This is a genomic window from Pseudomonas sp. GW822-FHT02E03 (genome assembly GCF_058802325.1).
In genome coordinates this window covers 1-25,353 of sequence record NZ_JBXAOA010000040.1, presented here as the reverse complement: position 1 = coordinate 25,353, position 25,353 = coordinate 1, and the positions used below count along the sequence as shown (strand labels likewise).

At 60.6% G+C, this 25,353-nt stretch carries 26 protein-coding genes; 9 read left to right on the top strand and 17 right to left on the bottom strand.

What is annotated here, in order from left to right; all coding sequences use genetic code 11:
- Positions 1-67 precede the first annotated feature (67 nt).
- Genes AC1RQB_RS22795 through AC1RQB_RS22775 form a run of 5 tightly spaced genes read right to left on the bottom strand, consistent with a single transcriptional unit; the run spans position 68 to position 5,040 of the window.
- On the bottom strand, positions 68-1,417 hold the full coding sequence (locus tag AC1RQB_RS22795) for an APC family permease (RefSeq protein WP_063340295.1): 1,350 nt from the start codon (positions 1,415-1,417) through the stop codon (positions 68-70).
- Positions 1,418-1,474: 57 nt separating this feature from the next.
- On the bottom strand, positions 1,475-2,227 hold the full coding sequence (locus AC1RQB_RS22790) for an N-formylglutamate amidohydrolase (RefSeq protein WP_063340294.1): 753 nt from the start codon (positions 2,225-2,227) through the stop codon (positions 1,475-1,477).
- On the bottom strand, positions 2,211-3,542 hold the full coding sequence (locus tag AC1RQB_RS22785) for a glutamine synthetase family protein (RefSeq protein ID WP_063340293.1): 1,332 nt from the start codon (positions 3,540-3,542) through the stop codon (positions 2,211-2,213). The genes AC1RQB_RS22790 and AC1RQB_RS22785 overlap by 17 nt, the downstream gene beginning before the upstream one ends.
- The gene (locus AC1RQB_RS22780) at positions 3,539-4,183 is read right to left on the bottom strand and encodes a cysteine hydrolase family protein (protein ID WP_008073253.1); all 645 of its coding nucleotides are present in this window, start codon (positions 4,181-4,183) and stop codon (positions 3,539-3,541) included. The genes AC1RQB_RS22785 and AC1RQB_RS22780 overlap by 4 nt, the downstream gene beginning before the upstream one ends.
- 2 nt (positions 4,184-4,185) lie before the next feature.
- Complete coding sequence (locus tag AC1RQB_RS22775) at positions 4,186-5,040, bottom strand: MurR/RpiR family transcriptional regulator (protein ID WP_063340292.1); 855 nt, start codon at positions 5,038-5,040, stop codon at positions 4,186-4,188.
- Between the two features lie 332 nt (positions 5,041-5,372).
- On the opposite strand from AC1RQB_RS22775, the gene AC1RQB_RS22770 reads away from it, so the two are divergent.
- Both AC1RQB_RS22770 and cobF read left to right on the top strand, forming a co-directional pair.
- Complete coding sequence (locus tag AC1RQB_RS22770) at positions 5,373-5,945, top strand: histidine phosphatase family protein (RefSeq protein WP_063340291.1); 573 nt, start codon at positions 5,373-5,375, stop codon at positions 5,943-5,945.
- The gene (gene cobF / locus AC1RQB_RS22765) at positions 5,945-6,700 is read left to right on the top strand and encodes a precorrin-6A synthase (deacetylating) (protein ID WP_063340290.1); all 756 of its coding nucleotides are present in this window, start codon (positions 5,945-5,947) and stop codon (positions 6,698-6,700) included. The genes AC1RQB_RS22770 and cobF overlap by 1 nt, the downstream gene beginning before the upstream one ends.
- 147 nt (positions 6,701-6,847) lie before the next feature.
- Here cobF and ftrA read toward each other — a convergent pair whose 3' ends face one another.
- On the bottom strand, positions 6,848-7,822 hold the full coding sequence (gene ftrA, locus AC1RQB_RS22760) for a transcriptional regulator FtrA (RefSeq protein ID WP_063340289.1): 975 nt from the start codon (positions 7,820-7,822) through the stop codon (positions 6,848-6,850).
- Between the two features lie 101 nt (positions 7,823-7,923).
- On the opposite strand from ftrA, the gene AC1RQB_RS22755 reads away from it, so the two are divergent.
- Entirely contained in the window at positions 7,924-8,358 is a 435-nt protein-coding gene (locus AC1RQB_RS22755; protein ID WP_063340288.1) for a rhodanese-like domain-containing protein, read from the top strand.
- 117 nt (positions 8,359-8,475) lie between these two features.
- On the opposite strand, the gene AC1RQB_RS22750 is transcribed toward AC1RQB_RS22755, so the two are convergent.
- Positions 8,476-9,117, bottom strand: coding sequence for a type 1 glutamine amidotransferase (locus AC1RQB_RS22750; protein WP_063340287.1), 642 nt, complete (start codon positions 9,115-9,117; stop codon positions 8,476-8,478).
- A gap of 322 nt (positions 9,118-9,439) precedes the next feature.
- On the opposite strand from AC1RQB_RS22750, the gene AC1RQB_RS22745 reads away from it, so the two are divergent.
- Together AC1RQB_RS22745 and AC1RQB_RS22740 are read left to right on the top strand one after the other, a co-directional pair.
- On the top strand, positions 9,440-10,219 hold the full coding sequence (locus tag AC1RQB_RS22745) for an ABC transporter substrate-binding protein (protein ID WP_063340286.1): 780 nt from the start codon (positions 9,440-9,442) through the stop codon (positions 10,217-10,219).
- 164 nt (positions 10,220-10,383) lie between these two features.
- On the top strand, positions 10,384-11,100 hold the full coding sequence (locus tag AC1RQB_RS22740; protein ID WP_063340285.1) for an alpha/beta hydrolase: 717 nt from the start codon (positions 10,384-10,386) through the stop codon (positions 11,098-11,100).
- Positions 11,101-11,111: 11 nt separating this feature from the next.
- Here the strand turns inward: AC1RQB_RS22740 and AC1RQB_RS22735 are convergent, their stop codons facing one another.
- The 6 genes from AC1RQB_RS22735 to AC1RQB_RS22710 form a co-directional block, all read right to left on the bottom strand.
- Positions 11,112-11,699: a DcrB/PsbP domain-containing protein gene (locus tag AC1RQB_RS22735; protein WP_063340284.1), complete on the bottom strand. Its 588-nt coding sequence runs from the start codon at positions 11,697-11,699 to the stop codon at positions 11,112-11,114.
- A gap of 137 nt (positions 11,700-11,836) precedes the next feature.
- Complete coding sequence (locus AC1RQB_RS22730) at positions 11,837-13,639, bottom strand: B12-binding domain-containing radical SAM protein (protein WP_063340283.1); 1,803 nt, start codon at positions 13,637-13,639, stop codon at positions 11,837-11,839.
- A gap of 27 nt (positions 13,640-13,666) precedes the next feature.
- Positions 13,667-14,581, bottom strand: a complete 915-nt coding sequence (gene yddG / locus AC1RQB_RS22725; protein ID WP_063340282.1) for an aromatic amino acid exporter YddG — start codon at positions 14,579-14,581, stop codon at positions 13,667-13,669.
- A 103-nt stretch (positions 14,582-14,684) separates the two neighbouring features.
- Positions 14,685-15,461, bottom strand: coding sequence for a helix-turn-helix domain-containing protein (locus AC1RQB_RS22720; RefSeq protein WP_063340281.1), 777 nt, complete (start codon positions 15,459-15,461; stop codon positions 14,685-14,687).
- A 170-nt stretch (positions 15,462-15,631) separates the two neighbouring features.
- The gene (locus AC1RQB_RS22715) at positions 15,632-16,429 is read right to left on the bottom strand and encodes a hypothetical protein (RefSeq protein ID WP_063340280.1); all 798 of its coding nucleotides are present in this window, start codon (positions 16,427-16,429) and stop codon (positions 15,632-15,634) included.
- A gap of 186 nt (positions 16,430-16,615) precedes the next feature.
- Positions 16,616-17,512 carry a LysR family transcriptional regulator gene (locus AC1RQB_RS22710; RefSeq protein ID WP_063340279.1) on the bottom strand — a complete coding sequence of 299 codons (897 nt, stop codon included), beginning with the start codon at positions 17,510-17,512 and terminating at the stop codon, positions 16,616-16,618.
- A gap of 110 nt (positions 17,513-17,622) precedes the next feature.
- Between AC1RQB_RS22710 and AC1RQB_RS22705 the strand changes: the two genes are divergently transcribed.
- A complete protein-coding gene (locus tag AC1RQB_RS22705; RefSeq protein ID WP_063340278.1) occupies positions 17,623-18,225 on the top strand; it encodes an NADPH-dependent F420 reductase in 603 nt (200 codons plus the stop codon).
- Between the two features lie 133 nt (positions 18,226-18,358).
- Here the strand turns inward: AC1RQB_RS22705 and AC1RQB_RS22700 are convergent, their stop codons facing one another.
- The 3 genes from AC1RQB_RS22700 to AC1RQB_RS22690 are packed head-to-tail and all read right to left on the bottom strand — an operon-like array spanning position 18,359 to position 20,952.
- Positions 18,359-19,540 (bottom strand): acetyl-CoA C-acetyltransferase, encoded by a 1,182-nt coding sequence (locus tag AC1RQB_RS22700; protein WP_063340277.1) that lies wholly within the window; start codon positions 19,538-19,540, stop codon positions 18,359-18,361.
- 11 nt (positions 19,541-19,551) lie between these two features.
- Positions 19,552-20,217: a CoA transferase subunit B gene (locus AC1RQB_RS22695; RefSeq protein ID WP_063340276.1), complete on the bottom strand. Its 666-nt coding sequence runs from the start codon at positions 20,215-20,217 to the stop codon at positions 19,552-19,554.
- A gap of 36 nt (positions 20,218-20,253) precedes the next feature.
- Positions 20,254-20,952, bottom strand: coding sequence for a CoA transferase subunit A (locus AC1RQB_RS22690; RefSeq protein ID WP_007896014.1), 699 nt, complete (start codon positions 20,950-20,952; stop codon positions 20,254-20,256).
- Between the two features lie 243 nt (positions 20,953-21,195).
- Here AC1RQB_RS22690 and AC1RQB_RS22685 point away from each other — a divergent pair, with 243 nt between their 5' ends.
- Positions 21,196-22,095 carry a LysR family transcriptional regulator gene (locus AC1RQB_RS22685; RefSeq protein ID WP_008013755.1) on the top strand — a complete coding sequence of 300 codons (900 nt, stop codon included), beginning with the start codon at positions 21,196-21,198 and terminating at the stop codon, positions 22,093-22,095.
- A gap of 144 nt (positions 22,096-22,239) precedes the next feature.
- On the opposite strand, the gene AC1RQB_RS22680 is transcribed toward AC1RQB_RS22685, so the two are convergent.
- Positions 22,240-23,286: a class I SAM-dependent methyltransferase gene (locus AC1RQB_RS22680; RefSeq protein ID WP_063340442.1), complete on the bottom strand. Its 1,047-nt coding sequence runs from the start codon at positions 23,284-23,286 to the stop codon at positions 22,240-22,242.
- A gap of 297 nt (positions 23,287-23,583) precedes the next feature.
- On the opposite strand from AC1RQB_RS22680, the gene AC1RQB_RS22675 reads away from it, so the two are divergent.
- The gene (locus AC1RQB_RS22675; RefSeq protein ID WP_008073218.1) at positions 23,584-24,411 is read left to right on the top strand and encodes an HvfB family MNIO-type RiPP peptide maturase; all 828 of its coding nucleotides are present in this window, start codon (positions 23,584-23,586) and stop codon (positions 24,409-24,411) included.
- A 3-nt stretch (positions 24,412-24,414) separates the two neighbouring features.
- A complete protein-coding gene (locus tag AC1RQB_RS22670; protein ID WP_063340275.1) occupies positions 24,415-25,173 on the top strand; it encodes an HvfC family RiPP maturation protein in 759 nt (252 codons plus the stop codon).
- The last annotated feature ends 180 nt before the right edge of the window (positions 25,174-25,353 follow it).

Here is a 25,353-nt window from a genome sequence, read left to right as displayed (position 1 = left end):
ACTGTCGGTTTCCACGCTTGAAATCGGCAGTCGCCTGAATTCATGTCAGACGCTGCCCTTTTTCTTGTCAGCCATTGCTTGGGTCGGGCAGTGCTGTGCTGGCACCCAGTTTGTTGAGGAAGAATAGATAGACCAGCCCCAAGGCAATCCATATCAGGCCGAGTTTCTGTGCATCGACGCCCATGTTGTACATGATGGCCGCGACGATGATGAAGCCGATTACCGGGCAGATCAGGTGACGGATCACCTGGCCGGACTTCTGCCGACGCCAGTAATAGTTGATGACGGTCAGGTGCAGCAACATGAAGCCGCTCAGGGCGCCGAAGTTCACCAGGGAGGTGAGGGTGTCCACAGAGTTGATGAACAGGTAGCAGATCACCAGCGACAGCACCGCCACCAGATAGATGCTCAAGTACGGCGTGTTGTGTTTCGGATGCACCTTGGCCAGCACTTTCGGCAGTTTACCGTCCCGGGCCATGCCGAACAGCAGGCGCGAAACCGCCGCTTGCGAGGTGATCGCGACGGCTACGCCCCAAGCCAGGGCGGTGGCCACGGCGGTCAAGGTTGCCAGCCAGCTGCCGGCGGCGATTTCGGCAATTTCATAGAACGCAGTGTCGGCGCTCTTGAAGCCCAGGCCGGCGGCCAGATCCGTGGCAATCCAGGTCTGCACGACGAAGATCACGCCCATCACCAGCAATGTGATCAGCGCAGCTTTGCCGACGCTGCGGCCAGGGTCACCCTTGATCTCTTCGGCGAGGGTGGAAATCGCATCGAAACCGAGGAACGACAGCACGGCAATCGACACCGCTTGCATCAGCAGGGCGAAGTTGAAGGTCTCGGGGTTGTACAGCGGCGCCAGGGTCAGTTGACCATTACCGCCGCCGCTGTGCAGGGCATTCCAGGCGTAGAACAGGAAGATCCCCAGCACCACCAGTTGCGCCAGTAGAAAGACGATGTTCATCCGCGCGGTGAAGGTAATGCCCCTCAGGTTGACGAAGGTGGCGCTGACCAGAAAGGCCAGGATGAAGCCGACTTTCGGGATATCCGGGTACAAATGATTCAGCGCCATCGCCGCGTAGACGTAGAGCAGCGGTGGAATCAGCAAATAATCGAGCAGCATCAGCCAACCGGCGATAAACCCGACATGCGGGTTGAGGCCGCGTTGTGCGTAGGAATACACGGAGCCCGCAATCGGAAAGGCCCGGGCCATGCTGCCGTAACTGAGGGCGGTGAACAGCATCGCCACCATGCCGATGATGTAGGCCAGCGGCACCATCCCCGGGGCTTCGGCGTTGACGTAACCATAGACGCCGAACGGGGCGATGGGGATCATGAAGATCATCCCGTACACCACCAGGTCCGTCAGCGACAGGCTACGTTTCAACTCTTGCTTGTAGCCGAATTCTTCTATTTCCATGAAGCCCTTCTCCTTGACTTGAAAGCAGCTGCACGCTGCGAGTTTGAAGCTATTGCTCTACAGCAGTGGCGCCAGATAGTCGGTCCAGCGACCGATGTTTTCGGGTGTGCGCAGCAGATCGTTGCGCACCTCGATCAACACCGACTCAAGCCCTCGCGCATCGCCGTGAACCGGCACGGTCATGTCGCCCAGCGGATCGACTTTGTAAGGCTGATTGCCGGCGACTTTCAAGGGATGCCGACTCAACCCGTCGATCACTCGCTGGGCGTACTCCTCGGCCTGTCCATACAACACACCGACTTCCAGCACGCGTGGCTGACCGTGATATATCGGCGTGAAACTGTGAATCCCCACCACGCGAACCGGCCGACCTTGCGCCACACGGGCGTCGATCAAGGTTTGCAAGCGTGCATGAAACGGCGTGAACAGGCAGTGCCGGCGGTATTCACGTGTGGCCTCGTCCAGATCCCGATTACCCGGCACCTGATAAATTTCGCTCTGCAAAGGAATGCTGTCCGCGGCATGGCGTGGGCGGTTGAGGTCGACCAACAGCCGTGAATAATTGGCCGCCAACAGGGTGGCGCCCAGTGTTTGGGACAATCCCTCGGCCAGCGCCAGGGCGCCGATGTCCCAGGCGATGTGTTCGTGAGCGGCCTCGTGGCTCAAGCCCAGATCATTCAGCCCGGCCGGGATAAAACGACTGGCATGTTCACAGACCAGAATCAGCGGGTGCTGGGAGGCTTCCCGGCTCAGGGTATACGCGGGCTGGGTATAGAGGCCCAGTTCGGCGGATTCAGTACAGGCGCGCATAGTGCTCACAAAGTTCGGCGGGCGAGAGCTGTTCCGTCAGCCTCAGTTCCTCGGTTTTAAGGGCGAACCAGGTGTCCAGCAAGGCGCTCGGCAGGGCTTCGATCAGCGCCTCGCTGTTGCGCAGGCATTTCAGGGCCTGGGACAGGGACGCGGGCAGGGCGACGATGCCGCGCGCCTGGCGTTGCTCTTCGTTCAGCGAGTCGGGGACTTCATCAGTGATCGCGTTCAGGGCCAGGCGCTGCTCGATGCCCAGGCGCCCGGCGATCAGCAACGCGGCCATGGCCAGATGCGGCGAGGCGGTGGCGTCCATGGCGCGAAATTCCAGGTTGTACTGCGCCGCCACGGCTTTGCCGCCCAGGCTCACGGTCGGGCAAATCCGCAGCGCCGCTTCGCGGTTGCGTTGGCCAAGGCAGGCGTAGGAAGCGCTCCAGTGATGAGGCTGCAAGCGTTCATAGGAAACCGGTGTCGGCGCGGTAAAGGCGCAGAGCGCCGGCAAATAATGCAGAACGCCGGCGGCCCAATGCTGGCCGAGGGTCGACAGGCCGTTGCTGGTGCCGGCGTCGTACATCACCGGGTGGCCGGTCAGATCCTGCAGGCTCAGGTGCAAATGCACGCCATTGCACACCGCCTGCTCGGAGGTCTTGGGCGCGAAACTCAAGTCCAGGCCCATTTGCCGGGCGATCTCACGGGTGATCTCTCGCAGGTTCACCGCGCGGTCGGCGGCGGCGACGCCGAGGGCCGGGCGGCAGGTGATTTCGTATTGGTGCTTGCCGTATTCCGGCAGGAACATCTCTGGCTCCACACCGCCGGCACGCAGTGCACTGAGCAACCAGCCGCCGAACTCGGCGCCCTGGCGCTGCGCCTCAAGAGAGAACGCCAGATGCTCAGCCGCGCCGCTGCCGAGGTTGAATTCATGTTCGAACGCGGCGTTGATCTGCAGTCCCAATTCGCTGCGATAACGCTCCACCTCGTTGCGCAACAGCGTGCGCGGGCAAGCGCCCCACGGGCGGCCATCGGTTTCGCGAATATCGCCGTGAATGAAGTCCAGCGCCGGGGCATTGGCGTCCGGGCCGTTGTTGACGGTCACACGGCTGCTCAAGTCGGGGATCAGCCGCAAGTCGCCATAAGCGCCCCATGGATTGCTGGAGGCAATGATGTCTTGCGGGGTCAGGGCGCTGTTGGCCGGCACCCAGCCGCAGCCCGCCACTCGATAGGCCTCGAGTTCGTCGGTGGGAAAGGAACGGCCGCGCGTCACGCCGATCAGGTCGGTGGTGACGATGGTGGTCATGGGTAATGGCGACAGGCGTTCGCTCATGGCTGCATCTCCTGCAACCGGCCGAGTACGGTCCGGGTGTCGGTGATCCAGCAGTAGCCCTTGATGGCATTCAGGCAGGCGTAATGCCGTTGTTCGGTGTAAGTGGCACAGGCATCTTCGACCAGCGTCACCAGGTAACCGCGGTCGGCGGCATCGCGCACGGCCATGTCGACGCACTGGTCGGTGACGATGCCGGCGATGATCAGGTGTCGGGTTTCAAGATTGCGCAGCACGTAATCGATGTTGGTGGAATTGAAGACCCCGGAAGAGGTCTTGGGCAGCACGATTTCATTTTCGATCGGCGTCAGGTCATCGATGATTCGCGCTTGCGGGCTGCCCTTGGGCAGGTGCATGTCCGAGAGTTTGTGGTCCAGCGAACGATCGCGACCATCGGCGGTGAGGCTTTCGATGAGCGTGTGCAGCACGTTTTGTCGTGCATTACGAAAAGCACTGAGCAACCGGCGTTGATTGGGCACCACTTGCATGTGGGCGCGGGTCAGAAAGTATTCGGCATCGGGCCCGTTGAGGTGCGCGTCGAACTGCGGCTCGAGCCAGGCACGCTGCATGTCCACCAGCAACAGCGCGGTGTGGTCGGTGGCAAACGGCAAATCCCGGGGCGAGTGGTGGGGGAGCGTGAACATCCTTATTTATCCTCCAGCAGATGAGTGTCGAAGTCGTTGCGCAGGGCATCGATGCCTTCCAGGCGATCGGCCAGATCGGGGCTGCGCAGTGACAGGCAGGCAACCAGTGCTTCAACCTGAGCCAGCGCCGGAACCATCGAGTCGAAGGCCGACGCCGATTCCACCGGGGCACTGATGATCAGGTCGGCCATTTCTCGTAGCGGTGACGCGTAGATGTCGGTGAACAGCACGACCCGCGCATGTCGGCTCTTCGCGGCATTGGCGACCCGCAGAGCCTGGGACTGGTAGCGGCGATAATCGAACACCAGCACCACGTCCTGACGCTGCACGTCGAACAGCCGGTCCGGCAATTGCGCGTTGTCTTCCAGGGCAAAACAGCCGGGCCGCAGCAGGCGCAGATGGTTGAGCAAATAGTTGGCGAGGAAGCTGCTGAAGCGCCCGCCAAAGCAATGGATCTGATGGCGGGTGTCGAGCAGCCATTCGATGAGAATTCGTACATCTTCGGGTTGGGTCAGCGCCTGGGTCTCGACCAATGTCCGATGGCTGTTCGCCAGATAATGACCCCAAGGGTCATCTTTATTGAGATGGGCGCGGGGTTGCAACAGGGTACTGGGAGAGCGCAAGCGGTCATCCATGTCGCTGAGCAAGGCTTCCTGAAAGTCAGCATAACCGCTGAAACCAAGCTTCTTTACCAGCCGCACGATGGTCGGATCGCTGACACCGGCATGTTCGGCCAGACGTGACATCGGGCCCAGCCCGTTACGCGGGTACTGATCCAGCAAGGCACGTATGACTTTGCGTTCCGACGGCGTAAGTTCCAGGCCGGGATCGGTGATCAGGTCTCTGAGAGAGGGCATCCGGGCTCCTGCTGGATGGGTGTGTCGGTTTCGTTTCATAAATTGCTAAAACAGTATTTGTGTAACGTGTGCTACATGTCTAGCGAATTTTTTCGAGGATTTTCCAAGCCCCGGAATCGGGCGAAACCCCGTGCGCCGGGGGCTACGCGGATGTCGACTGAGTTTGTAGGACATCGCTCATGGATGTGTGAGATATCGCCATTTTTTGAGGGAAATTGGAGACTGTAGGAGCTGTCGAGGAATGCGTTCAGAGTGCGCGCTTCTTGCGGCACAATGACGCGATTGTTCGCGGCGTCGTGCCGTTTTCCATCCTATCGACAGAGTGATCTTCCGTGCAGGCGACCCGCTTGACCCTGATGTGCCACGCTCGAACCGTCGCACAAAAATTGGCGCGTTTTCCTACAAATGAGCCGTTGGAAATGGATTGGCAATCGGCGAAGGGGTCGCGTTGCCGCCAGTTCAAGGGCACCCCCCGTTTGCTCTGTGGTCCGGAACTGCGGACCCGCCAAACCGCTGAGCTGTTTGGCGACGATGTGGAGATTGTCGCGGCACTGGCAGATTGCGATTTCGGACGCTGGAAAGGCGCGTCGATCGACGACCTGCAAACCTCCGAACCCGAGATGCTCCAGGCCTGGCTCAATGACCCGACCTCGGCATCCCACGGTGGAGAATCGGTGGCGCAACTCGGTGAGCGGGTGGCTGCGTGGTTGAATAGCCTTGAGGCGACGCCGGGGCATATCGTCGCCATCACCCATCCTTTTGTCATCCGCGCCGCACTGATGCAGGTGCTGCAGGGCGCGGCGTTCAACCAGATCGACGTCGAACCGTTGTCGGCCATCGAATTGCGGTTCAACGGTCGCTGGCGACTACGCTTGATGGGCACGGACCCTGAGGGAACACATTGATGAAAAAACTTCTGGTCATCGGTGTCGGCGCCGGCAACCCCGACTACATCACGATGCAGGCGGTGAAGGCACTGAACCGCGTCGATGTGTTTTTCCTCATGGACAAGGGCCAGAGCAAAGACAAACTGATCGACCTGCGCCGCGAGCTCTGTGAGCGCTACATCACCGATCACGACTACCGCTTCGTTGAAGCCCATAGCCCTGAGCGGGAGCGCGGGGATGTGGACTACAAGGCCAGCGTCGAAGATCTGAACCGCGCCAAGCAGCAGACCTTCGAGCGGCTGATCAACGAGGAAATGACTGACGACCAGTGCGGCGGTTTTCTGGTGTGGGGTGATCCTGCGTTGTACGACAGTACCATCCGGATCCTGCAGGCGATTCTGGCGTCAGGCCGGTGTGTGTTCGAGTTCGAAGTCATCCCCGGGATCACCAGCGTGCAGGCGTTGGCGGCGCAACATAAGGTGCCGCTGAATCGCATCGGGCGTTCGATTGAAATCACCACCGGCCGGCGGTTGGCGGCGGGGCAGGTGAGTGACGCCGATAGCCTGGTGGTGATGCTGGATGCGCAAGATGCCTACCATCAGGTGGCCGATCAGGAGACGGAGATTTACTGGGGGGCTTACCTGGGGACGCCGGATGAAATCCTGATCAGCGGCAAGCTCAAGGATGTCGCGGATGAGATTGAACGGGTGCGTAAGGCGGCGCGGCTGGCGCATGGGTGGATTATGGATACTTATCTGTTGCGCAAGCCTTGAGGGTTTCGGTGGTTGGGCTGGCGCCTTCGCGAGCAAGTCCGCTCCCACACTGAATCTCTATTGAGCACAACATTTGTGCATGACGCAGACCAAATGTGGGAGCGGGCTTGCTCGCGAAGAGGCCCTCAAAAACACCTCAAAAACACCTCAAAAAATCGCCTTTACCTCACGCCCAAACCGCTCCCGATACACCGACGGCGGCACGCCGACCACGCTGCGAAACGCCACCCGGAAACTCTCCACCGAACGATAACCACAGTGCTGGGCAATCTGCTCGGTGCTCTGGCGGGTGCTCTCCAACAATTCGCGGGCCCGGGCCAGGCGCTCATGTTGCAACCAGGCCTTGGGCGGCAGGCCGCTGGCTTCGGTGAACCGTCGCAGGAACGTGCGCTCACTCATGGCCGCTTCGCTGGCCAGGTCGCGAACTTCCAGCGGTTCGTGCAGACGCTCCCGCGCCCACTGCATGACCCGCGACAGATCGCTGCGTGGCGTGGGGCTGACCGGTGACGGAATGAACTGCGCCTGACCGCCGGTGCGTTGCGGCGACATCACCAAGCGCCGCGCCACCGAGTTGGCCACCTGAGTGCCGAAATCCCGCGCGACCAGGTGCAGGCAGGCATCAATGCCGGCGGCGCTGCCGGCCGAGGTGATCAACTGGCCCGAATCGACATAGAGCACGTCCGGGTCCACCTGTATGTCCGGAAAACGCTCGGCCAGTTCAGCGGTGTAGCGCCAATGCGTCGTGGCGCCGTGACCGTCAAGCAAACCGGTGGCCGCCAGTACGAATACCCCGGAACAGATCGACAGCAATCGCGCGCCCCGGGCATGGGCCTGGCGCAGGGCGGCGAGCAAGGGTTCAGGCACCGCCGCGCTGCGGTCGCGCCAGCCGGGGATGATGATAGTCCGCGCCTCTTCCAGCAGTTCCATCCCGCCGTCGGCCAGCACCTGAATGCCGCCCATGGCACGCATCGGCCCTTGGTCGACGGCGACGATGCGATGCTCATACCAAGGGAAATCGAACTCCGGTCGCGCCAGGCCGAAGATCTCCACGGCAATACCGAATTCGAAAGTGCATAGGCCGTCATAGGCCAGAATCGCGACCAATCCAGGGGTGGGCTGCATTTGGCGGAAAATTCCCGGTGAGTGTCTTGTGCGCCACTGTAGCGACAAGCGTAGGGCAGATAAAGTCTTCCCACACCCACCGAGACTTTGGAGTACAGCCCATGCCCAGCCTGGTACGCGAAATTCCCGCCGCCCCATCTGCCATTGCCCTGATGCATTTCAGCAACCGTCTGACCTTCGAGACCGATTGTTCCGACGTCTACGGCAGCCAACAGGCCGGCGAGGTGGATTTTGTCCTGGTCGACGTGCGCGGACCGTTGGCGTTCGAACGCGGACATGTGCCGGGCGCGATCAACATTCCGGGGCGACTGATCACGGCTGACGGGCTGGCGGCTTATTCGAAGTCCACGCTGTTTGTGGTTTATTGCGCAGGGCCCCACTGCAACGGCGCCAACAAGGCCGCGGTGAAACTGGCGGCGCTGGGTTACCCAGTCAAGGAGATGATCGGCGGGGTGACGGGGTGGCTGGATGAGGGGTTTGAATTGAGTGTTGTGGTGCAACGGCCGGTCAGTACCGTGATCGGCTGCGAATGTTGATGTAGCCGAAAAGATCGCAGGCTTCGCCAGCTCCTACATTGATCGAGGACACCGGTGAAATCACGGCAGTACGTCTTCTGTAGGAGCTGGCGAAGGTTGCGATCTTTTGATCTTGATTCAAACCGCTGTCCGCGCCGCCCACCATTGGTCGAGCGTCCCCTGCAACCAGTCATTGACGGCTGCATAGGCGGCGCTGTCCTGTGACTCCCGAGGCAGCGGCGATTCCTCGGCAAAATGCTCATTGAGGGTCGCCACCGATTCAGCATTCCACTCCGGGTGGAACTGCAACCCCACCCGAGTCGCCCCGACGCGGTACATCTGCTGCTCACACACGTCACTGCTGGCCAGCAATTGCGCATCCGCTGGCAGATCGATCGCGTCTTCGTGCCATTCCAGCACCTTCAGCGTCTGGCCATCCGCAAAGGTCACGGTCGTCCAGCCAGTTTCGGTGCGAGCCATGCGCCGCACATTCCCACCCAGGCTCAACGCCAGCAATTGCGCGCCCAGACAAATCGCAAACACCGCCGCGTCCTGAGCCAGACTCCCCGCCAGCCACTGACGCTCCGCTTCCAGCCACGTCGGCCCGGCGTTGGATTCATAAGGCCCGCCCAACAGGATCGCGGGTGCCGCGCTCACCGGCGGCAACTGGCTGAGGTCGGCGCGAAACACGTTCAGCGTAATGCCACGGGCCCGGGCCCATTCGGCAATGGCGCCAGGACCTTCGGCGGGATGATGCTGGATCAGGTTCAACGTGGTCATCACGCTTCTCTTCCGGGGATGGGTTGGCGGGGTCAATGTGCGGCAAAAAAAGCTTCATCGCCAGTGCGACTGTTCGGTCGGAGCACACCCGAAACCGCGTAGGTTTTGTCTGAAGCAAAGGATTGTCCTACAGCCTTTGCACCACCGTGGCGCACGCTTCAAGTACCTTGAATCCCTCGGCTGTTTTTCTATAAGTATTTGTCGCTTAAACACAATTTGCCCTCCTGAAGCCGCTCTAGACTGCCGGCCACTTCGGTCTTCACTAACCGAAAGTTGCCAATCGAAAGCTGCCAATAAAAGTCTCCGCACACAGGAGTTATAAATGAAGAAGCGAGTGATGTTCGGTGCCCTGGCACTGTCGATGTTGTCCCTGACCGCCATGGCCGATGACGCCAAGCCGATTCGCCTCGGTATCGAAGCCGGCTACCCGCCATTCTCGATGAAAAACCCGGACGGCAAACTCACCGGTTTCGATGTGGACATCGGCGATGCGTTGTGTGAGCAGATGAAAGTGAAGTGCACCTGGGTCGAACAAGAGTTCGATGGTTTGATCCCGGCCCTGAAGGTCAAGAAAATCGACGCGATCCTGTCGTCCATGACCATCACTGACGACCGCAAGAAGAACGTCGATTTCACCATCAAGTACTACCACACCCCGGCGCGCTTCGTGATGAAGGAAGGCACCGACGTCAAGGATCCGCTGACCGAGCTCAAAGGCAAGAAAGTCGGTGTGTTGCGCGCCAGCACCCACGACCGTTTCGCCACGGAAGTGCTGGTACCGGCCGGCATCAACCTGGTGCGTTACGGTTCCCAGCAGGAAGCCAACCTGGACATGGTCGCCGGTCGCCTCGACGCGATGCTGGCCGACTCGGTCAACCTGGACGACGGTTTCCTGAAAACCGACGCCGGTAAAGGCTTCGCCTTCGTAGGCCCGACCTATGAAGACGCCAAGTACTTCGGCGGCGGTGCCGGCATCGCCGTGCGCAAGGGTGATAAAGAGCTGGCGGACAAATTCAACACCGCCATCACCGAAATCCGCGCCAACGGCAAGTACAAGCAAGTGCAGGACAAGTACTTCAACTTTGACGTTTACGGCCATTAATACGCCGTAGAAAAAAGTGGCCACTGTTGATGCGGTGGCCACTTTTTTATGCTCTTAGGAGCGAGCCTGCTCGCGATGGCGGCTTCAGCAACACCTGAAATGCCCCAGCATGCTTCACAGTGTTAGGCTTTGCCCCGAATCCTGCGCGCTGTGAAGGAAGGCTTATGTTGAAGTTACTCGCTCTGCTCACACTCCTGGCGTCCACCGCCGTCCACGCTCAAACCCCGCTGCACACCGATCTGCCGCTCAAGTATCTGGAGCAGGCCCACGTTGAATCCCGCAACCAGCCTCTGGTGATTTTCCTGCACGGTTACGGCAGTAACGAGCAGGACCTGTTCGACATCAAGGATCAATTGCCGCCGCAGTACAACTACCTGTCGGTGCGGGCGCCAATGACGATGGAAGAGGGCAGTTACCAGTGGTTTCGCCAGAAGGGCGAGGGCGCCTATGACGGTGAGACGGACGACCTGAAGGCCAGCGGCCAGGTGTTGAGGGATTTTGTCGCACAAGCGGCGAAGAAATATCACACCGAAGCGGACAAGGTATTCCTGGTGGGTTTCAGCCAGGGCGCGATGATGTCCTACGAGGTCGCGTTGCGTCACCCCGAGGCGGTCGGCGGAATCGCGGCGTTGAGTGGGCGAATCCTGCCGGTGCTCAAGGCCGAGCTCAAACCGGATGAAAAACGCCAGCAGCTGGCGATTTTCATTGGTCATGGCACCGCCGACAGACTCCTGCCCTACAACGACGGTACTGAGGCCGATAGTCTGTTGCAGCACCTGTCACTCAAGCCCCAGTTTCATGCTTATCCGGGTGTCGGTCACAGCATCAGCGCCACCGAGATGCAGGATTTGAGCGCCTGGTTGCAGCGCCTCAATCCCTGAATCGGTCGGGTTTATTTGCCGCTGACGATTTGTTTCACCAGCGTTTCGTGGCCGGTTTTGTCGTTGGGGCGGGAAATGATCTGAACGATGGCCATGCGCGTGCCGGAAGCAGCCATCAACGTGCTGTCCAGCGTCATGCCACCGCCCTGGGTGGCGGTGCTGTCGATCTGCCGAAGGCCCAGGCCCGTGCCTTTCTGGGTCAGGCTTTTTTCGCTGGTTTTGTTGAAATCCGGCAAGGCGTTGCGTTGCTCGGTGGCGAACGCGGACACGGTGGTGTCGAGGAATTCACCGTCGTTGTCCTTGACGTTGACGCCGCCGGGGATGGTGTTTTCAGCGGCGATCACCACTGTTTTGGTGGTCTGGTTGGTGTACATCGTACCCGTCGCCCCAGCAGTGCCGGTGGCCGCATCGCCGGCTGGCAGCGGGTTGGCGATGAAACCCTTGGGCAGGGTGAAGGTGAACTTGCCGCCGAGCATCGAGACCTTCTGGGCCGGCGCTTTGTCGCTGGCAGTGGCCTTGGCCGCCTGCACATTCATGGCGCCCAGGCTGGTAGCCGCCATCAGCAGCAGAACAACGGCTTTTTTACTCAACAATGACATTCAAACTCTCCAGGGGATGATCCGCGCTTTGACGGCGATCATCCCATGGAGGTCAGGAAGCACTCCAGCGCGAATGTGCTGACTGGTTACGCAGTACTGGCGAATGAGTTGGTTGTGGCGAGGGGGCAAGCGCTCTCTCAAGCATCCACCGGCCACGTCCCACGCCGCACCATCTCCCTGACCCGATCGGCACCGTTGGCGCGCACCAGCAGTTCCATGCGGGCTTTTTCGATGTCTTCGGCGCTCCACTTCTCCGTGGCCATGGTGGCTTTTTCATGAGACCAGCCGTTGTCGTAGTGGCGGACTACGTATTGCTGCTGGTATTCCCACATTTCAGTGCCCGGAATCGGCGTGACGATAAAGGGATTGGCATAAGCCATACCTGCGCCCATCAGGTTGACGGCGTAGTCGATGGTATTGCTGATCTGCCCCAGGCTTTCAATGAACGGTTGCTCACCGGCCGAAGCAGGCGGGTTGACGAAACCGAGCATGAACCCACCGGTGACCTGAATCCCGCATTCGGTAAACATCTGAATGATTTCGAAGGTTGCCTGCTGGATGGCGTTGAAGCGTGACTTGTTGGAGTTCACCAGGCTTTCTTCGTTGGCACTCTCCACTGCCAGATAAATGTTGTAGCAGCCGTTCTCGGCGATTGACCGGATGAATGCCTTTGCCGTTAGCCCGCCGCGAATGGCCGCGATGACATTGCGGTAATGGGGGCTTTTGAGTTCCTGTTCGTCGAGTTCGGCCAGAAATTGCTCGCCCTTGTGCAACAGCACCAGATTGAACAAGCTCAGACCACCTTCCTCGACCCAGGGCAGGTTGTGTTTCTTCAATAATTTGCCGACTTCCATGGCGTACAGCGGGTCGTGCATCAGGTGATCGTCTTCGATCAGCACTTCAGTCACGCCCTGTTTGACCAGGTCGGCCAGGTGCAGGTCAAACCAGTCCAGCCCAAGTGCCCGCCAGGGGCCGTTGATCTTGGGGATGTAGCAAAAGTTGCAATTGACGTTGCAGCCGATGGTGGAAAAGATCTGTGCCCAGGCCCCGTTCTTGCGCACCCTGGCCCCGGAGGAGTGATAAGGCTGCAGATAGTTGTTCATATCGAGGAAACTGAAGTCCGGCAGCGGCATCACGCCCAGACGCTCTTCCAGATCCTGCCGGGCCGGGACAATGCTCAAGTAGCTGGATTTGCGTGTCGGGCGAACCAACTGGCCGCTGTAGTTGCGGTAGGCAATACCCGGTACCGCGTCAACATTGCCGGCGTCATGGGTGAGGGCGTCGAGCAACAGGGTGAAGGCACGATCGGCTTCGTTGATCAGCGTGAAATCGAAGGGCGAGTCGAGCAAGACGTTCTGCCAGTCGCCGCTCGAATGCGCGCCACCGGTGACCAGCAGCAAGTCGGGGTCGATGGATTTCACCAGATCGGCCAGCGCCCGTGCGTTGCCCCACTGCACGGTGTAGTTGCACTGGATGCCGACGATGTCCGGCTGGGCGTCTTCGATGATCTTGCGCATCTGCACGTCGGTGAGGCCATAGCGGATCAAGTGGCCCTGATCGACTGCCACCAGTGTCTGTTCCTGAGACCAGCCGGCGAACGGCGCATCGACAATTTGCACGTCGTAACCGGCACGCCTGGCCACCGTGGCGATGCGCAACAGGCCGATGGGCGTACCCGCGCGCTTCATGACTTCGAACGTGTCGATGCCGATATCGGCAAACGCGCTGCCCAGCGGCACCGGTTCGATCAACCGTGTGTAGGGTGGCACGAATAGCAGCACTCGCGGGGCTTCGCCGTTGGCACGACGGCGAATGCCGCTGCGGCTCGATTTCAGTGAAGGCAGCCCCAGGTGCTGGAGTGCAGGTCGATTGGGGGCCACGCTAAAACGTGGCAGGTCGCGTTCAATCCTTACTGTTCCTTCAGAGGCAATCAGGTCCATCTCCACAGCTCCTTTACCACATTGATGTCAGGCTTTGGGCTGACCTGTTCGCGAGGTTGCGATAACGGCGCCGACGATAATCAGCAGGGCGGGAATAATCAGGAACGGGCTGGCATGGCTTTGCCCGATGGCCACCAACAGCAGGGTCGAGATCAGTGGCGCGAGGTACGACAGTGCGCCGAGCATCGACAGGCTGCCGTGCTTGGTCGCGTGATCCCAGGCAAAAAACGCCAGCCCCACTGGCCCCAGGCCGAGGCCGACGATGGCCGCCCATTGGCCGGAGTCGGGGGTGACCGAGGTCTCAAACGCCAGATGACAGACCAGACCTGCCACCGCGACCAGGCCGCAGATGCCGCCGATGATGCTGCTTGGCACTTCGTTGAAGCGCCGGTTGATGACCGAGTAGGACGACCAGACCAACGCGCAGGCGAACGCGGCCAGGTAGCCGGCCACCGGCATGTCGGCGACTTCCGCCGAAGCACGCTGCTGCATGATGAATGCGGTCCCGGCCAGCCCCAGCAGCGCACCGAGCAGTTGGCGTTTGCGTAGCTGTTCACCGGCGGTGAAGGCCGAGAGCAGCACAATCAGCAGCGGCCACAAGTAGGCGATCAGGCTGGCCTCGGCGGCTGGAGCGGCTTTGAGGGCGAAAAAATACAGCGCGTGGTAGGCGAAGATCCCGAGAAAACCGACCGCCCAGACCGACCAGGGCTGGTTCCAGCTGCGAAACCCTGCCACACCGCGTCGCCCGAGAATGCACAGACTCGCCACAAACGCGACGCCGAAGCTCAGGGTCAGCAACTGAAAGGGGGGAATGCCTTCAGTAAGGGTGGTCAATAACGCCAGGCAGGACCATAGAAACACTGCGATCACACCGACGGCAGTGGCGGATGTCGCGGTCTTGGCGGACCCAAGTGTTTTGGTTGTCTGCGTCGCTTCGCTCATCTGTGCCTCGTCTGATTCTTCATGTCAGTGAGGCGATGATAGAAAGGTCTGGTGGGGAGGGTATTGACGGAAACTGCTGAAGATTTGTTCAGGCCTGCCGGATTCACTCCAAGCGTGAACTTCTGCGGACGGCGGCCGGGGTGAGGTCACGGTGCTTTTTCAGCGCATGGGTGAGGGCACTCTGATCGGCATAGCCGACCCGATGAGCGATTTCGGTGATCGACAGCGCGGTCTCGCAAAGCAGCTCGATGGCTCTGTTCAGGCGCAAGCTCGCAATGTGCGCGAAAGGTGTGGTCTTCAAGTGCTGATCGAACAACACGTAGAGGCGCCGTTCGCTGGTTCCGGCCACCCGCGCGATGTCCGTGGCGGTGAGCGCGCTGTCCAGGTTGCTTTCGATACAGGCCAGGGCCCGGGCGAGCGTGAACTGGCTGTGATCGGGGATGTTTCTGGAGGGCAGCGTCAGAGAGGACAACAGCAACGTGCTCCAGGATTCGGCCACCTGAGGCGAGCTGATCAGCATCGGCGCGCTGCGGGCGGCGTAATCGAGCAAATGGCGGATTTCCGGGCGCACCGGGAAGAAGAGTTTGTCGACCAGCAGTCTGCTCGACAGATCGATATTCTGCTGCTCGCCGAAAGGCGCCGCTGGCACGTCGAGCACCAAAAAGGTATTAGCCTTCTGCGCCAGAAACGCATGACGCGCACCGGCGGGAATCACCACTCCCTGGCTCCAGTCGACTTTGCCGCCCTGGCCGTCAACCTCGATGTCCATGGCGCCGGACTGCGGTAGCACGACTTGATGGAAGTCGTGATCATGCAGCTCGACCTGACCCGTATACGAACGCAGGGCCAGTGAAACCGATGGGCTATCGTTGCTGCTCATTACGCCTCTCCGTTGGCTGAAGTTCGCATCATGCCTGAGTCACCGAACTCTGTGCCACCCTCGCAATCGTTCAAGAAAAACGGCCTCTTCATGGGGAAAGGACGGGACGCATCATGCCGTAATGCCTGCGGTTTTTGCCGGCGTGATGTCTAACCGCTGAAAAGCCAAGGCTATCCATTCATCTTGCGCAGCTTTCGTGTTCCTGGTGCATTGTTTCCAGATCGCAAAAGCAAGCGTTTCGTGATCAACAACATTCCCATCGATACTCCCACGCCCAAAACAAACCCCTGCCACCCAAACTGCGGCAGCGCAAGCGCCAACACCAGACAAAACGCCGCAAACGAATACATCCCCGTCGCCGTCGCCCTGAGCAACACCGCAGTAAAAGCAGGCCCACGAGTCTGCTGGGAAAACACCGCCATCACACTGCCTAGCACCGGGAATACCGCGAGCAACCCGCTCCAGCGTTCGCCGACGGTGCTGGCCAGCAACGTCACAGCCAATGTGAGCAGGGCGCCGGCCATCATGCGCAGCAGCAGTTTGTCGGACTTCGGCGTCGGGCCTGAAACGATAGGTTGCACCGAGGGAAACAGGTACGGAGCGGCCAGTAATGCGGTGGCGGCCGCGATTACCGAGAACACCAGAGACGGCGGAATCAGCGACAGCACAATAGCCGCCAAGGCCCAGACCAACAGCGAAATCGTCAGCGCCCACGGCCAGCTCAAGCGTTGTGCAACCTGGGCGTAGGTCACGCAGAAGGCAATCATGGCGAACATTGCCGATAACGCTGCCGTCGCGGCCTGAGCGGCGAACATCACGCCTTGCTCGATGGCGAGAAAAAACAGAATTGGCCCCACCACCACCGGCAACCCCGACAGCCAACCGGCCACGCTTGGGCCCCAGCGTTTACCGGCCAGGGAGATCAGCAAGAGAAACCCCGGAATTACCAGCAGTTTGAGCATCAGCACGCACGCGTCTCCATTCGGTGTGAGCCGGCCACGTTAGCATTGTGGAGGAGCGAAGAGTGGAACCAATAGCTGGTTGATCCTGCAACTTATGGTGTGAATCGTTAAAGGATCGCAGCCTTCGGCAGCTCCTGCATTAGGGTATGCATTCCTATGTAGGAGCTGCCGAAGGCTGCGATCTTTTGATTTTCACCCCCGCCCAAACGCCTCGACCAGATAATCGATAAACACCCGGGTCTTGGCCGGCATCAACGTGCGGCTCGGGTAATACAGCGAAATCGGCCCCGCGTCGGCATGCCAGTCCGGTAGCAAGCGCACCAGTTCGCCACGCTCAATATGAGCGGCGACATCCGGCAACACCAGCAGCGTCACACCGAGGCCGAGCAGGGCCGCTTCGCGCATGGCGGCCGGGTCATTGAGCACGATGTTTTCACTCAGCTCGGCGCTTGCTTCATTGCCCGTGCCATCCTGCATGACCCAATGACGCAGCCGCCCAGTGCGCACGCCGCGCATCACAATCCCGTTGTATCGCGCCAGGTCCGCCGGGCTGTCGGGCGATGTGCGTCCGGCCATGTAGGCCGGTGAGGCCACTGCCACCACATGCGCCGCTGCCAACGTCCGCGAGACGACCCCAAGCGTCAATTCGAAACCACCACCGATGGCCGCGTCATAGCCTTCGGCGATCAGGTCCACCTGGCGGTTTTCGAAGTGCCACTCAGGGCGAATCAGCGGATAGCGCGCCAGAAATTCCGGCAACAATGGCAATACATGGCCGATGCCAAAAGTCGGCGCCAGACTGACTTTGAGCGCGCCCGCCGGCTCCCCGCGATCACTGGACACCGCACTGATCGCCGCCTGCAGCCCTTGCAGATTGCCGCTGATACTCGCCAGAAAACGCTCCCCGGCTTCAGTCAGTGACAACTTGCGGGTCGAACGCTGGAATAGCCGCACTCCGATGTTGCGTTCGAGCATCGCCACGTTGCGGCTGACAGCGGCGGGTGTCAGTGCGAGCAGCCGCGCGGCGGCGGAGAAGCTGCCGGTTTCGGCGCTGCGCACGAAAGATTCAAGGTTGGCGAGGGTTTCCATCTCAGACACCTGATAGTAATGCTTGAAGATAATTCAAGTTATTACCGTCTAATCAAGTCGTAATGGCAAGTGCAGTATTCACTCCATCAACCCACCACGGAGTAAACACCATGAGCACAATCGGAATCATCGGCGCCGGCGCCATCGGCACAGCCTTCGCCAAAGCACTGTCCCGTCAGGGTATCGAAGTCGTTATCGCCAACAGCCGCGGCCCGCAAACCCTGGCCGCGCTGGTAGAAGAACTCGGGCCGACAGCGCGGGCCGGCACTCGTGAAGAAGCGGCTGCACAGTCGATTGTTTTGGTGGCGGTGAATTGGTCGAAGTTACCGACGGCACTGGCCGGGCTGCCAGATTTCGGCGGACGGATTGTGATCGATGCGAACAATTCGATTGAGGCGCCATCGTTCAAAGCGGTGGATTTGCAGGGACGTCCGTCCAGCGAAGTGTTTGCTGAATGGGTGCCCGGTGCGCGGGTGGTGAAAGCGTTCAATCACCTGCAGGCGCATCTGCTTGAGAGCGATCCGAAAGCGGAGGGCGGTCGGAGGGTGCTTTTTCTCTCTGGTGACGATGCCGAGGCCAAGGCCCAGGTGGCTGCGTTGATCGAGCGGTTGGGGTTCTTTGGAATCGATCTGGGCGAACTGAGTGTCGGGGCGCGGCTGGTGCAGTTTCCGGGCGGACCGTTGCCTGCGTTGAATCTGGTGAAATTCGCCTGACACAACGCCTATCCCCCTACAAGGTTTCACAAGTTTCAGTGATGCGGAGGACCCGGTGCGATGTGAATCGCACCGGGTGTTTTGCCAGGCTGCGGCGGTTCTTCGTGGGCCCCCGTGCAGTCTGTTGAACGCTTTATGCCCGTTCGATCGCCAATGCCACGCCCTGACCACCACCGATGCACAGGGTGGCGAGGCCTTTTTTGGCGTCCTGCTTGATCATTTCATGCAGCAAGGTCACCAGCACCCGGCAACCTGACGCACCGATCGGGTGGCCCAAGGCAATGGCGCCGCCGTTGACGTTGACCTTGTTCAGGTCCCATTCCAGGTCCTTGGCCACGGCCAGAGATTGCGCGGCGAAGGCTTCGTTGGCTTCGATCAGGTCCAGTTGACCGATGGACCAACCCGTCTTGTCCAGGCAACGGCGAGTGGCCGACACCGGGCCGATGCCCATGATCGCCGGGTCGACGCCCGCGTTGGCATAAGCGGCGATTTTCGCCAGCACTGGCAGCCCGAGGGCCTTGGCTTTTTCCGCACTCATCAGAATCACCGCCGCGGCGCCGTCGTTCAGCGAAGAAGCGTTGCCGGCAGTCACCGAGCCGTCCTTCTTGAAGGCCGCTTTCAGTTTGCCCAGGGAGTCGGCGGTGGTGCCGGCCCGAGGTTGTTCATCGGTGGCGAAGGACAGCGGATCGCCCTTGCGCTGCGGGATCAGGATCGGTGTGATTTCATCGGCAAACCGCCCGGCCTCGATGGCGGCCACGGCTTTCTGCTGCGAGGCGGCAGCGAAGGCGTCCTGCTGCTCACGGGTCAGGCTGTATTTCTCGGCCAGATTCTCGGCGGTGATGCCCATGTGGTAATCGTTGAACGCATCCCACAAACCGTCGCTGATCATCGTGTCGACGATCTGTGCGTGACCCATGCGCAAACCGGTGCGGGCGCCCGGCATGACGTAATTGGACAGGCTCATGTTTTCCTGGCCGCCGGCGATGATCACTTCGGCATCGCCGCAGCGAATCGCCTGAGCCGCCAGATGCAGCGCTTTCAGGCCCGAGCCGCAGACTTTGTTCAGGGTCATGGCCGGCACGGCGAAGGGCAGGCCGGCCTTGATCGCGGCCTGACGCGCAGGGTTCTGGCCGGCACCGGCAGTCAATACCTGGCCCATGATCACTTCATCGACTTGCGCCGGGTCCAGACCGGTTTGCGCCAGCAACTGGCGGATCACCGCAGCACCGAGATCAACCGCGGACACATTCGCCAGCGAACCCTGGAAGCTGCCGATGGCAGTGCGAGTGGCGGCAACAATCACGACTTCTTGCATGGAAAAATTCCTCACTGGGCAGCGAACTGCATTTCCGGGACATGATCAGGCACGATCAGTTTACCAGCGGTCTTGGCCACGATTTCTTCGACGCTGACGCCCGGCGCGCGCTCTTTGAGAATGAACGCACCGTTCTTGATTTCCAGGTAGGCCAGGTCGGTGAGCACGCGCTTGATGCAACCGGCGCCGGTCAGCGGCAGGCTGCAACGCGACAGCAGTTTCGACTCGCCGTCCTTGGAGGCGTGGGTCATGGTGACGATGATGTTGTCCGCGCCGGCCACCAGGTCCATCGCGCCGCCCATGCCCTTGACCAGTTTGCCGGGGATCATCCAGGAGGCGATGTTGCCTTCGACGTCCACTTCAAACGCGCCCAGCACGGTCAGGTCGATGTGGCCGCCGCGGATCATCGCGAACGATTCGGCGGACGAGAAAATCGACGCGCCGATGCGCGCGGTCACGGTCTGCTTGCCGGCGTTGATCATGTCGGCGTCGACTTCGGCGTCGGTTGGAAAGGCGCCCATGCCGAGCAGGCCGTTTTCCGATTGCAGCATGACTTCCATGCCTTCAGGGATGTAGTTGGCGACCAGGGTCGGGATGCCGATGCCGAGGTTCACGTAGTAGCCGTCCTGCATTTCGCGGGCGACGCGTTGAGCCATTTGTTCGCGGGAAAGTGCCATTGTTGTTATTCCTTCATTCGGTCCGGGGGCAGGGGATCACTTACGCACGGTGCGCTGTTCGATGCGCTTCTCGAACGTGCCGCAAATGACCCGGTCGACGTAGATGCCAGGGGTGTGGATCTGCGACGGGTCCAGCTCGCCGGGTTCGACGATTTCTTCGACTTCGACCACAGTGATCTTGCCGGCGGTGGCGGCCAGCGGGTTGAAGTTCTGGGCGGTGTGGCGATAGACCACGTTACCGAAATGGTCGGCTTTCCAGCCTTTGACGATGGCGAAGTCACCGGTGATGGACTCTTCCATCAGGTACTGGCGGCCCTTGAATTCGCGGACTTCCTTGCCGTCGGCCACCGGAGTGCCGACGCCAGTGGCGGTGAAGAACGCCGGGATGCCGGCACCGCCTGCGCGCATTTTCTCGGCGAGGGTGCCTTGAGGGGTCAGGACGACTTCGATTTCGCCGCTCAGCAGTTGCTTCTCGAACAGCGCGTTTTCGCCGACGTAGGAGGCCACTACCTTGCGGATCTGCCGGTCTACCAGCAGCACACCGAGGCCGAAACCGTCGACGCCGCAGTTGTTGGAGACCACGGTGAGATCACGCGTGCCGCGGTGCTGGATCTCGGCGATGAGGTTTTCCGGAATCCCGCACAGGCCGAAGCCGCCGGAGATCACGGTCATGCCGTCTTCAAGACCTGCCATCGCTTCCTCGTAGGAATACACGCGCTTGTCGAACCCTGCCATATGCACCTCTTTTATTCTTTGTGGGCGGCTGGCTAGCCGGATGGGGAGGGAGTGTCTCGCCGGATGATTTATTTGTTAAGTTGATTTTTAAGGTTGATTGATAGATAAAACTCACTAATAGGTAGGAGCTGCCGCAGGCTGCGATCTTTTGATTTTCGGCGCCCTTGAAGGCGCTGAAGATCAAAAGATCGCAGCCTTCGGCAGCTCCTGCATTGGATGTGCTTACCGTTGGAGACCTTGGTCATGACCGTTAAACAGATTCGCGCATTCCTGGCCGTGGCCCAGAGTTTGAGTTTTGCCGTGGCGTGCGAGCGGCTGCACCTGTCCCAGTCGGCGTTGAGCCTGACCATCAAGGCGCTGGAGGAGGGCTTGGGCGGGCGCTTGTTCACGCGCAATACCCGTAACGTCGCACTGACCGCCGAAGGCGAATCGCTGCTGCCACTGGCCCGTCGGTTGATCGCGGATTGGGACAACGCCGAGGATGAACTGCGCCAACGCTTCACCCTCCAGCGCGGTCGCGTGACCCTGGCGGCGATGCCGTCGTTTGCCGGCAATCTGCTGCCGCCGATCCTCAAGACCTTTCGCGCGCGTTATCCCAAGGTCAATGTCACAGTGAATGACGTGATCAACGAGCAGGTGCTGGAAATGGTTCGCGACCGTCAGGTGGAATTAGGTGTGGCGTTTGAACCGACCCAGAGCTCGTCACTGGAATTTACCCCGTTGTACATCGACCGGTTTGTGGCGGTGGTGCCTCTCGATTCACCGCTGGCGGAGCTGGCCGACATCGATTGGCAGACGTTGCTCAAGGAGCCGTTCATTACCTTGCAGCGACCATCGACGGTGCGGGTGATGCTCGAAGAGCACTTGCAGGCGAGGGGCATGAAGTTGCCGGTGGAATTTGAAAGCCATCAGTTGGCAACGGTCGGGCGGATGGTGGCCAGCGGATTGGGCGTCAGTGCGGTGCCGGCCTTGTGCGCCGGGCAGATGCGCGAGCTGGGCGCCCGTTGCATTACCCTGCGCGACCCGGTGGTGGAACGGGCGATCGGGGTGCTGACGACGGGGCATGAACTGTCGGCGGCGGCGCAGGCGTTGTTCGATATTCTCAAGGCTGAAAACCTTGGCGAGCGCCTCTCCATGCACTGAACACAATCACCTGTGGGAGCGGGCTTGCTCGCGAAGGGGCCAGCACAGTCAACATCGATGTCGCCTGGCACTACGCCTTCGCGAGCAAGCCCGCTCCCACAGGGTCCGGTTTTGTCAGTTGCATCCGGGCAAACCAGCCTGTCCTTATTTACGCGCCTCCAGTATCAGGTTGAATGGCGTTTCCGTGGCTCGCCGGAACTGCGTGAACCCCGCTTCGGTGAAGACCTTGCGCAACCGTGCCTCACCCGCTTGGGCGCCGAGCCCGAGGCCGACTTCCTGGGACAGTGAGTTGGGTGTGCAGATAAAGGTCGAGGCGGCGTAGAACAGTCGTCCCACCGGAGTGGTGTTGGCATCGAGCGTGTCGTTGGCGAAAGGCTCTACCAGCAGCACCGAGCCTTCGGGTTTGAGCGATTCATAGGCATGTTTTGCGGCGCCGACCGGGTCACCCATATCGTGCAAACAGTCGAAGTAGCAGACCAAGTCATAGTCGTCGCCCGGATAGCTTTTGGCGGTGCCCTGGAAGAACCGCGCCCGACCGGACACGCCACCTTCTTCGGCGCGCTGGGTGGCGACGGTGACCGAAGGCGCGTGGTAATCGAAACCGACGAACCGTGAATTCGGAAACGCCTGGGCCATGATCACGGTCGAGGCGCCGTGGCCGCAGCCGATATCCGCTACCTTGGCGCCGGCCTCCAGTTTGGCGACCACTCCATCAAGGGCCGGTAGCCATTCGCTGACCAGATGCGCCTTGTACCCTGGGCGGAAGAATCGTTCGGTGCCGCTGAACATGCACGGATGGTGATCGCCCCAAGGCAGGGCGCCGTTACCGCGCATGGCATTGACCAGTTTGTCCTTGTCATGGAAAAACGATGCAACCACGCCGATACCGCCGGCCACATAGACCGGTGAATCTTCGATCGCCAGCGCCAGGGCTTGCTCTTCGGGCAGGCGGAACTGGCCGTCGCGGTGTTCCATGTAACCGGAAGCGGCGTGGGCGCTGAGCCATTCGCGCAGCAGGCGGGTATTGCAGCCAGTCTTTTCGGCGAGTGCTTCGGGGGTGACTGGCTGACTGTCGGCCATGGCCCGGTACAGGCCGAGCTCTTCGCCGAGGATGACGTTGGCGAGCATCGCCGCGCCACCCATGTCGTTCACCAGTTTGCCCATGAAATCATTGAGTCTGGCCTCGTCCATCATGTGTGCTCCTTCAGCAGGATCAGGGTCCAGAGGCATTGTTTGTCGAGGCATGCACCTTTGGGCGGTGATCGTGGGAATGAACAGGACGATAACGGCGTCCTGGCCCCCTGCGGGGGTAATCAATAAGTCTAGTTCGTGTATCCCACTGTATCTGACTGCCTGTCCGATACAGTGGCCTGAGAAGAGCGGCGTTGGTGAACACACACCCGACACACTGCGGCGCTTGACTGGGCCTGCCGGCCGGCACTGAGCTTTCAGGCGCTGGAGACCGGATCCCAGGATGAGATCGACACCATGCAGACTCCCCTCACATCAGCGAAGACGAGCGTCGGGCTAGGCTTGCGCCGCGGTTTGATGAAGGACCTTCAAGCGGCCCCGGTGGGCGCTTTCGACTTTCTGGAAGTCGCCCCGGAAAACTGGATTGGCATCGGCGGCGCTCATGGCGCGGCGTTTCGCGCCTTGGCCGAGCGCTATCCGTTGTCCTGTCACGGCTTGTCCTTGTCGTTGGGCGGGCCGGCACCGCTGGACGTCGGGTTTCTGCAGCAAGTGCGGGTTTTCCTCGATCACCACAAGGTGCCGTTGTACAGCGAACACCTGAGCTACTGCAGCGATGACGGGCATCTTTACGATCTGCTGCCGTTGCCGTTTACCGAAGAAGCGGTGCACCACGTCGCCGCCCGAATTCGCCAGTCACAGGACATCCTCGGTCGGCGCCTGGCGGTGGAAAACGTCTCCTACTACGCCGCGCCACAACAGGACATGGACGAACTGACGTTCACCAACGCAGTGCTGCGCGAAGCCGATTGCGACCTGCTGCTGGACGTCAACAATGTCTACGTCAACTCGATCAATCACGGCTTCGATCCGCAGGCATTTCTGGCCGGCATCGACGCGGGGAGGGTGGTCGCCATGCATGTGGCGGGGCATTTCGATGAGTCCGACACGCTGAAGATCGACACCCATGGCGCCTCGGTCAAACCGGTGGTCTGGTCGCTGCTGGCCGAGGCGTATGCGCGGTTCGGTGTGCAACCGACGCTGCTGGAACGGGATTTCAACTTTCCGGTGTTCTCTGAATTGGTGAGCGAATTACAGACCATTCGCCACTTGCAAGGTGAGGGGTGAACCGTGGATAAACCGACGCTGTATCAGCACCAAGAGACATTGACCCGCTACCTGCGCGACCCCGACCACTGTGCGCCGCCCGCGGAGATGGACGTGGCACGGGTGCAGGTTTATCGCGACCTGGTGTTTTCGAATCTATCGTCGTTGCTCAGCGGGACTTTTCCGGTGCTGGTGAAGATGCTCGGCGATGATCATTGGCGTGCATTGGTGCGGATCTTCCTGAGGGACTATCGCGCTCAAACGCCAAAATTCGGCGAGATCGCCCAGGAGTTTGTCGAGTTTCTGGCCTCTGAGCCGCTGGCGCTGAGCGATGGACCGTGGCCGCCGTTCATGGTTGAGCTGGCGCATTACGAGTGGGTCGAGATGGCGCTGCAACAATCCGACGCCGAGCCATTGCCGGCCAGCGATGCCGGGTTGCTGCTGGATCGACCGTTGCAGGTTTCGCCGCTGGCCTGGCCATTGGCGTATGGCTGGCCGGTGCAGTTGGTGGGGCCGGATTACCGGCCGGACTCGCCGCCGGCTCAGCCGACGTTGCTGTTGGTTCGTCGGGGCGAGGACTGGGGTGTACGGTTTTCCGAACTGAGCCCTTTGGCGTGGCGGTTGTTGCAGAGGATCGAAGCGTTTCCTCAGCTCAATGGCCGAGCGCAGCTGGAAGGATTGGCGGTGGAGGCGGAGATGGTTGGATCGCCGGAGTTTATCGACAGCGGATTGGCGTTGTTGCAGCAGATGCACGGGGAAGGGGTGATCGGCATAGTCGCCTGACCGCACGCAATCCCTCAAACACCCAATATCCCTGTGGGAGCGGGCTTGCCCGCGATGACGGAGTGTCAGCCACCATCAATATTGGATGTGCTGGCCTCATCGCGGCATAGGTATCTACACATCTCTAAAGTCTTCGGCTGGCCACCCAGCCGATGGCTTCTTTAGCGAAACCCGCCAGCT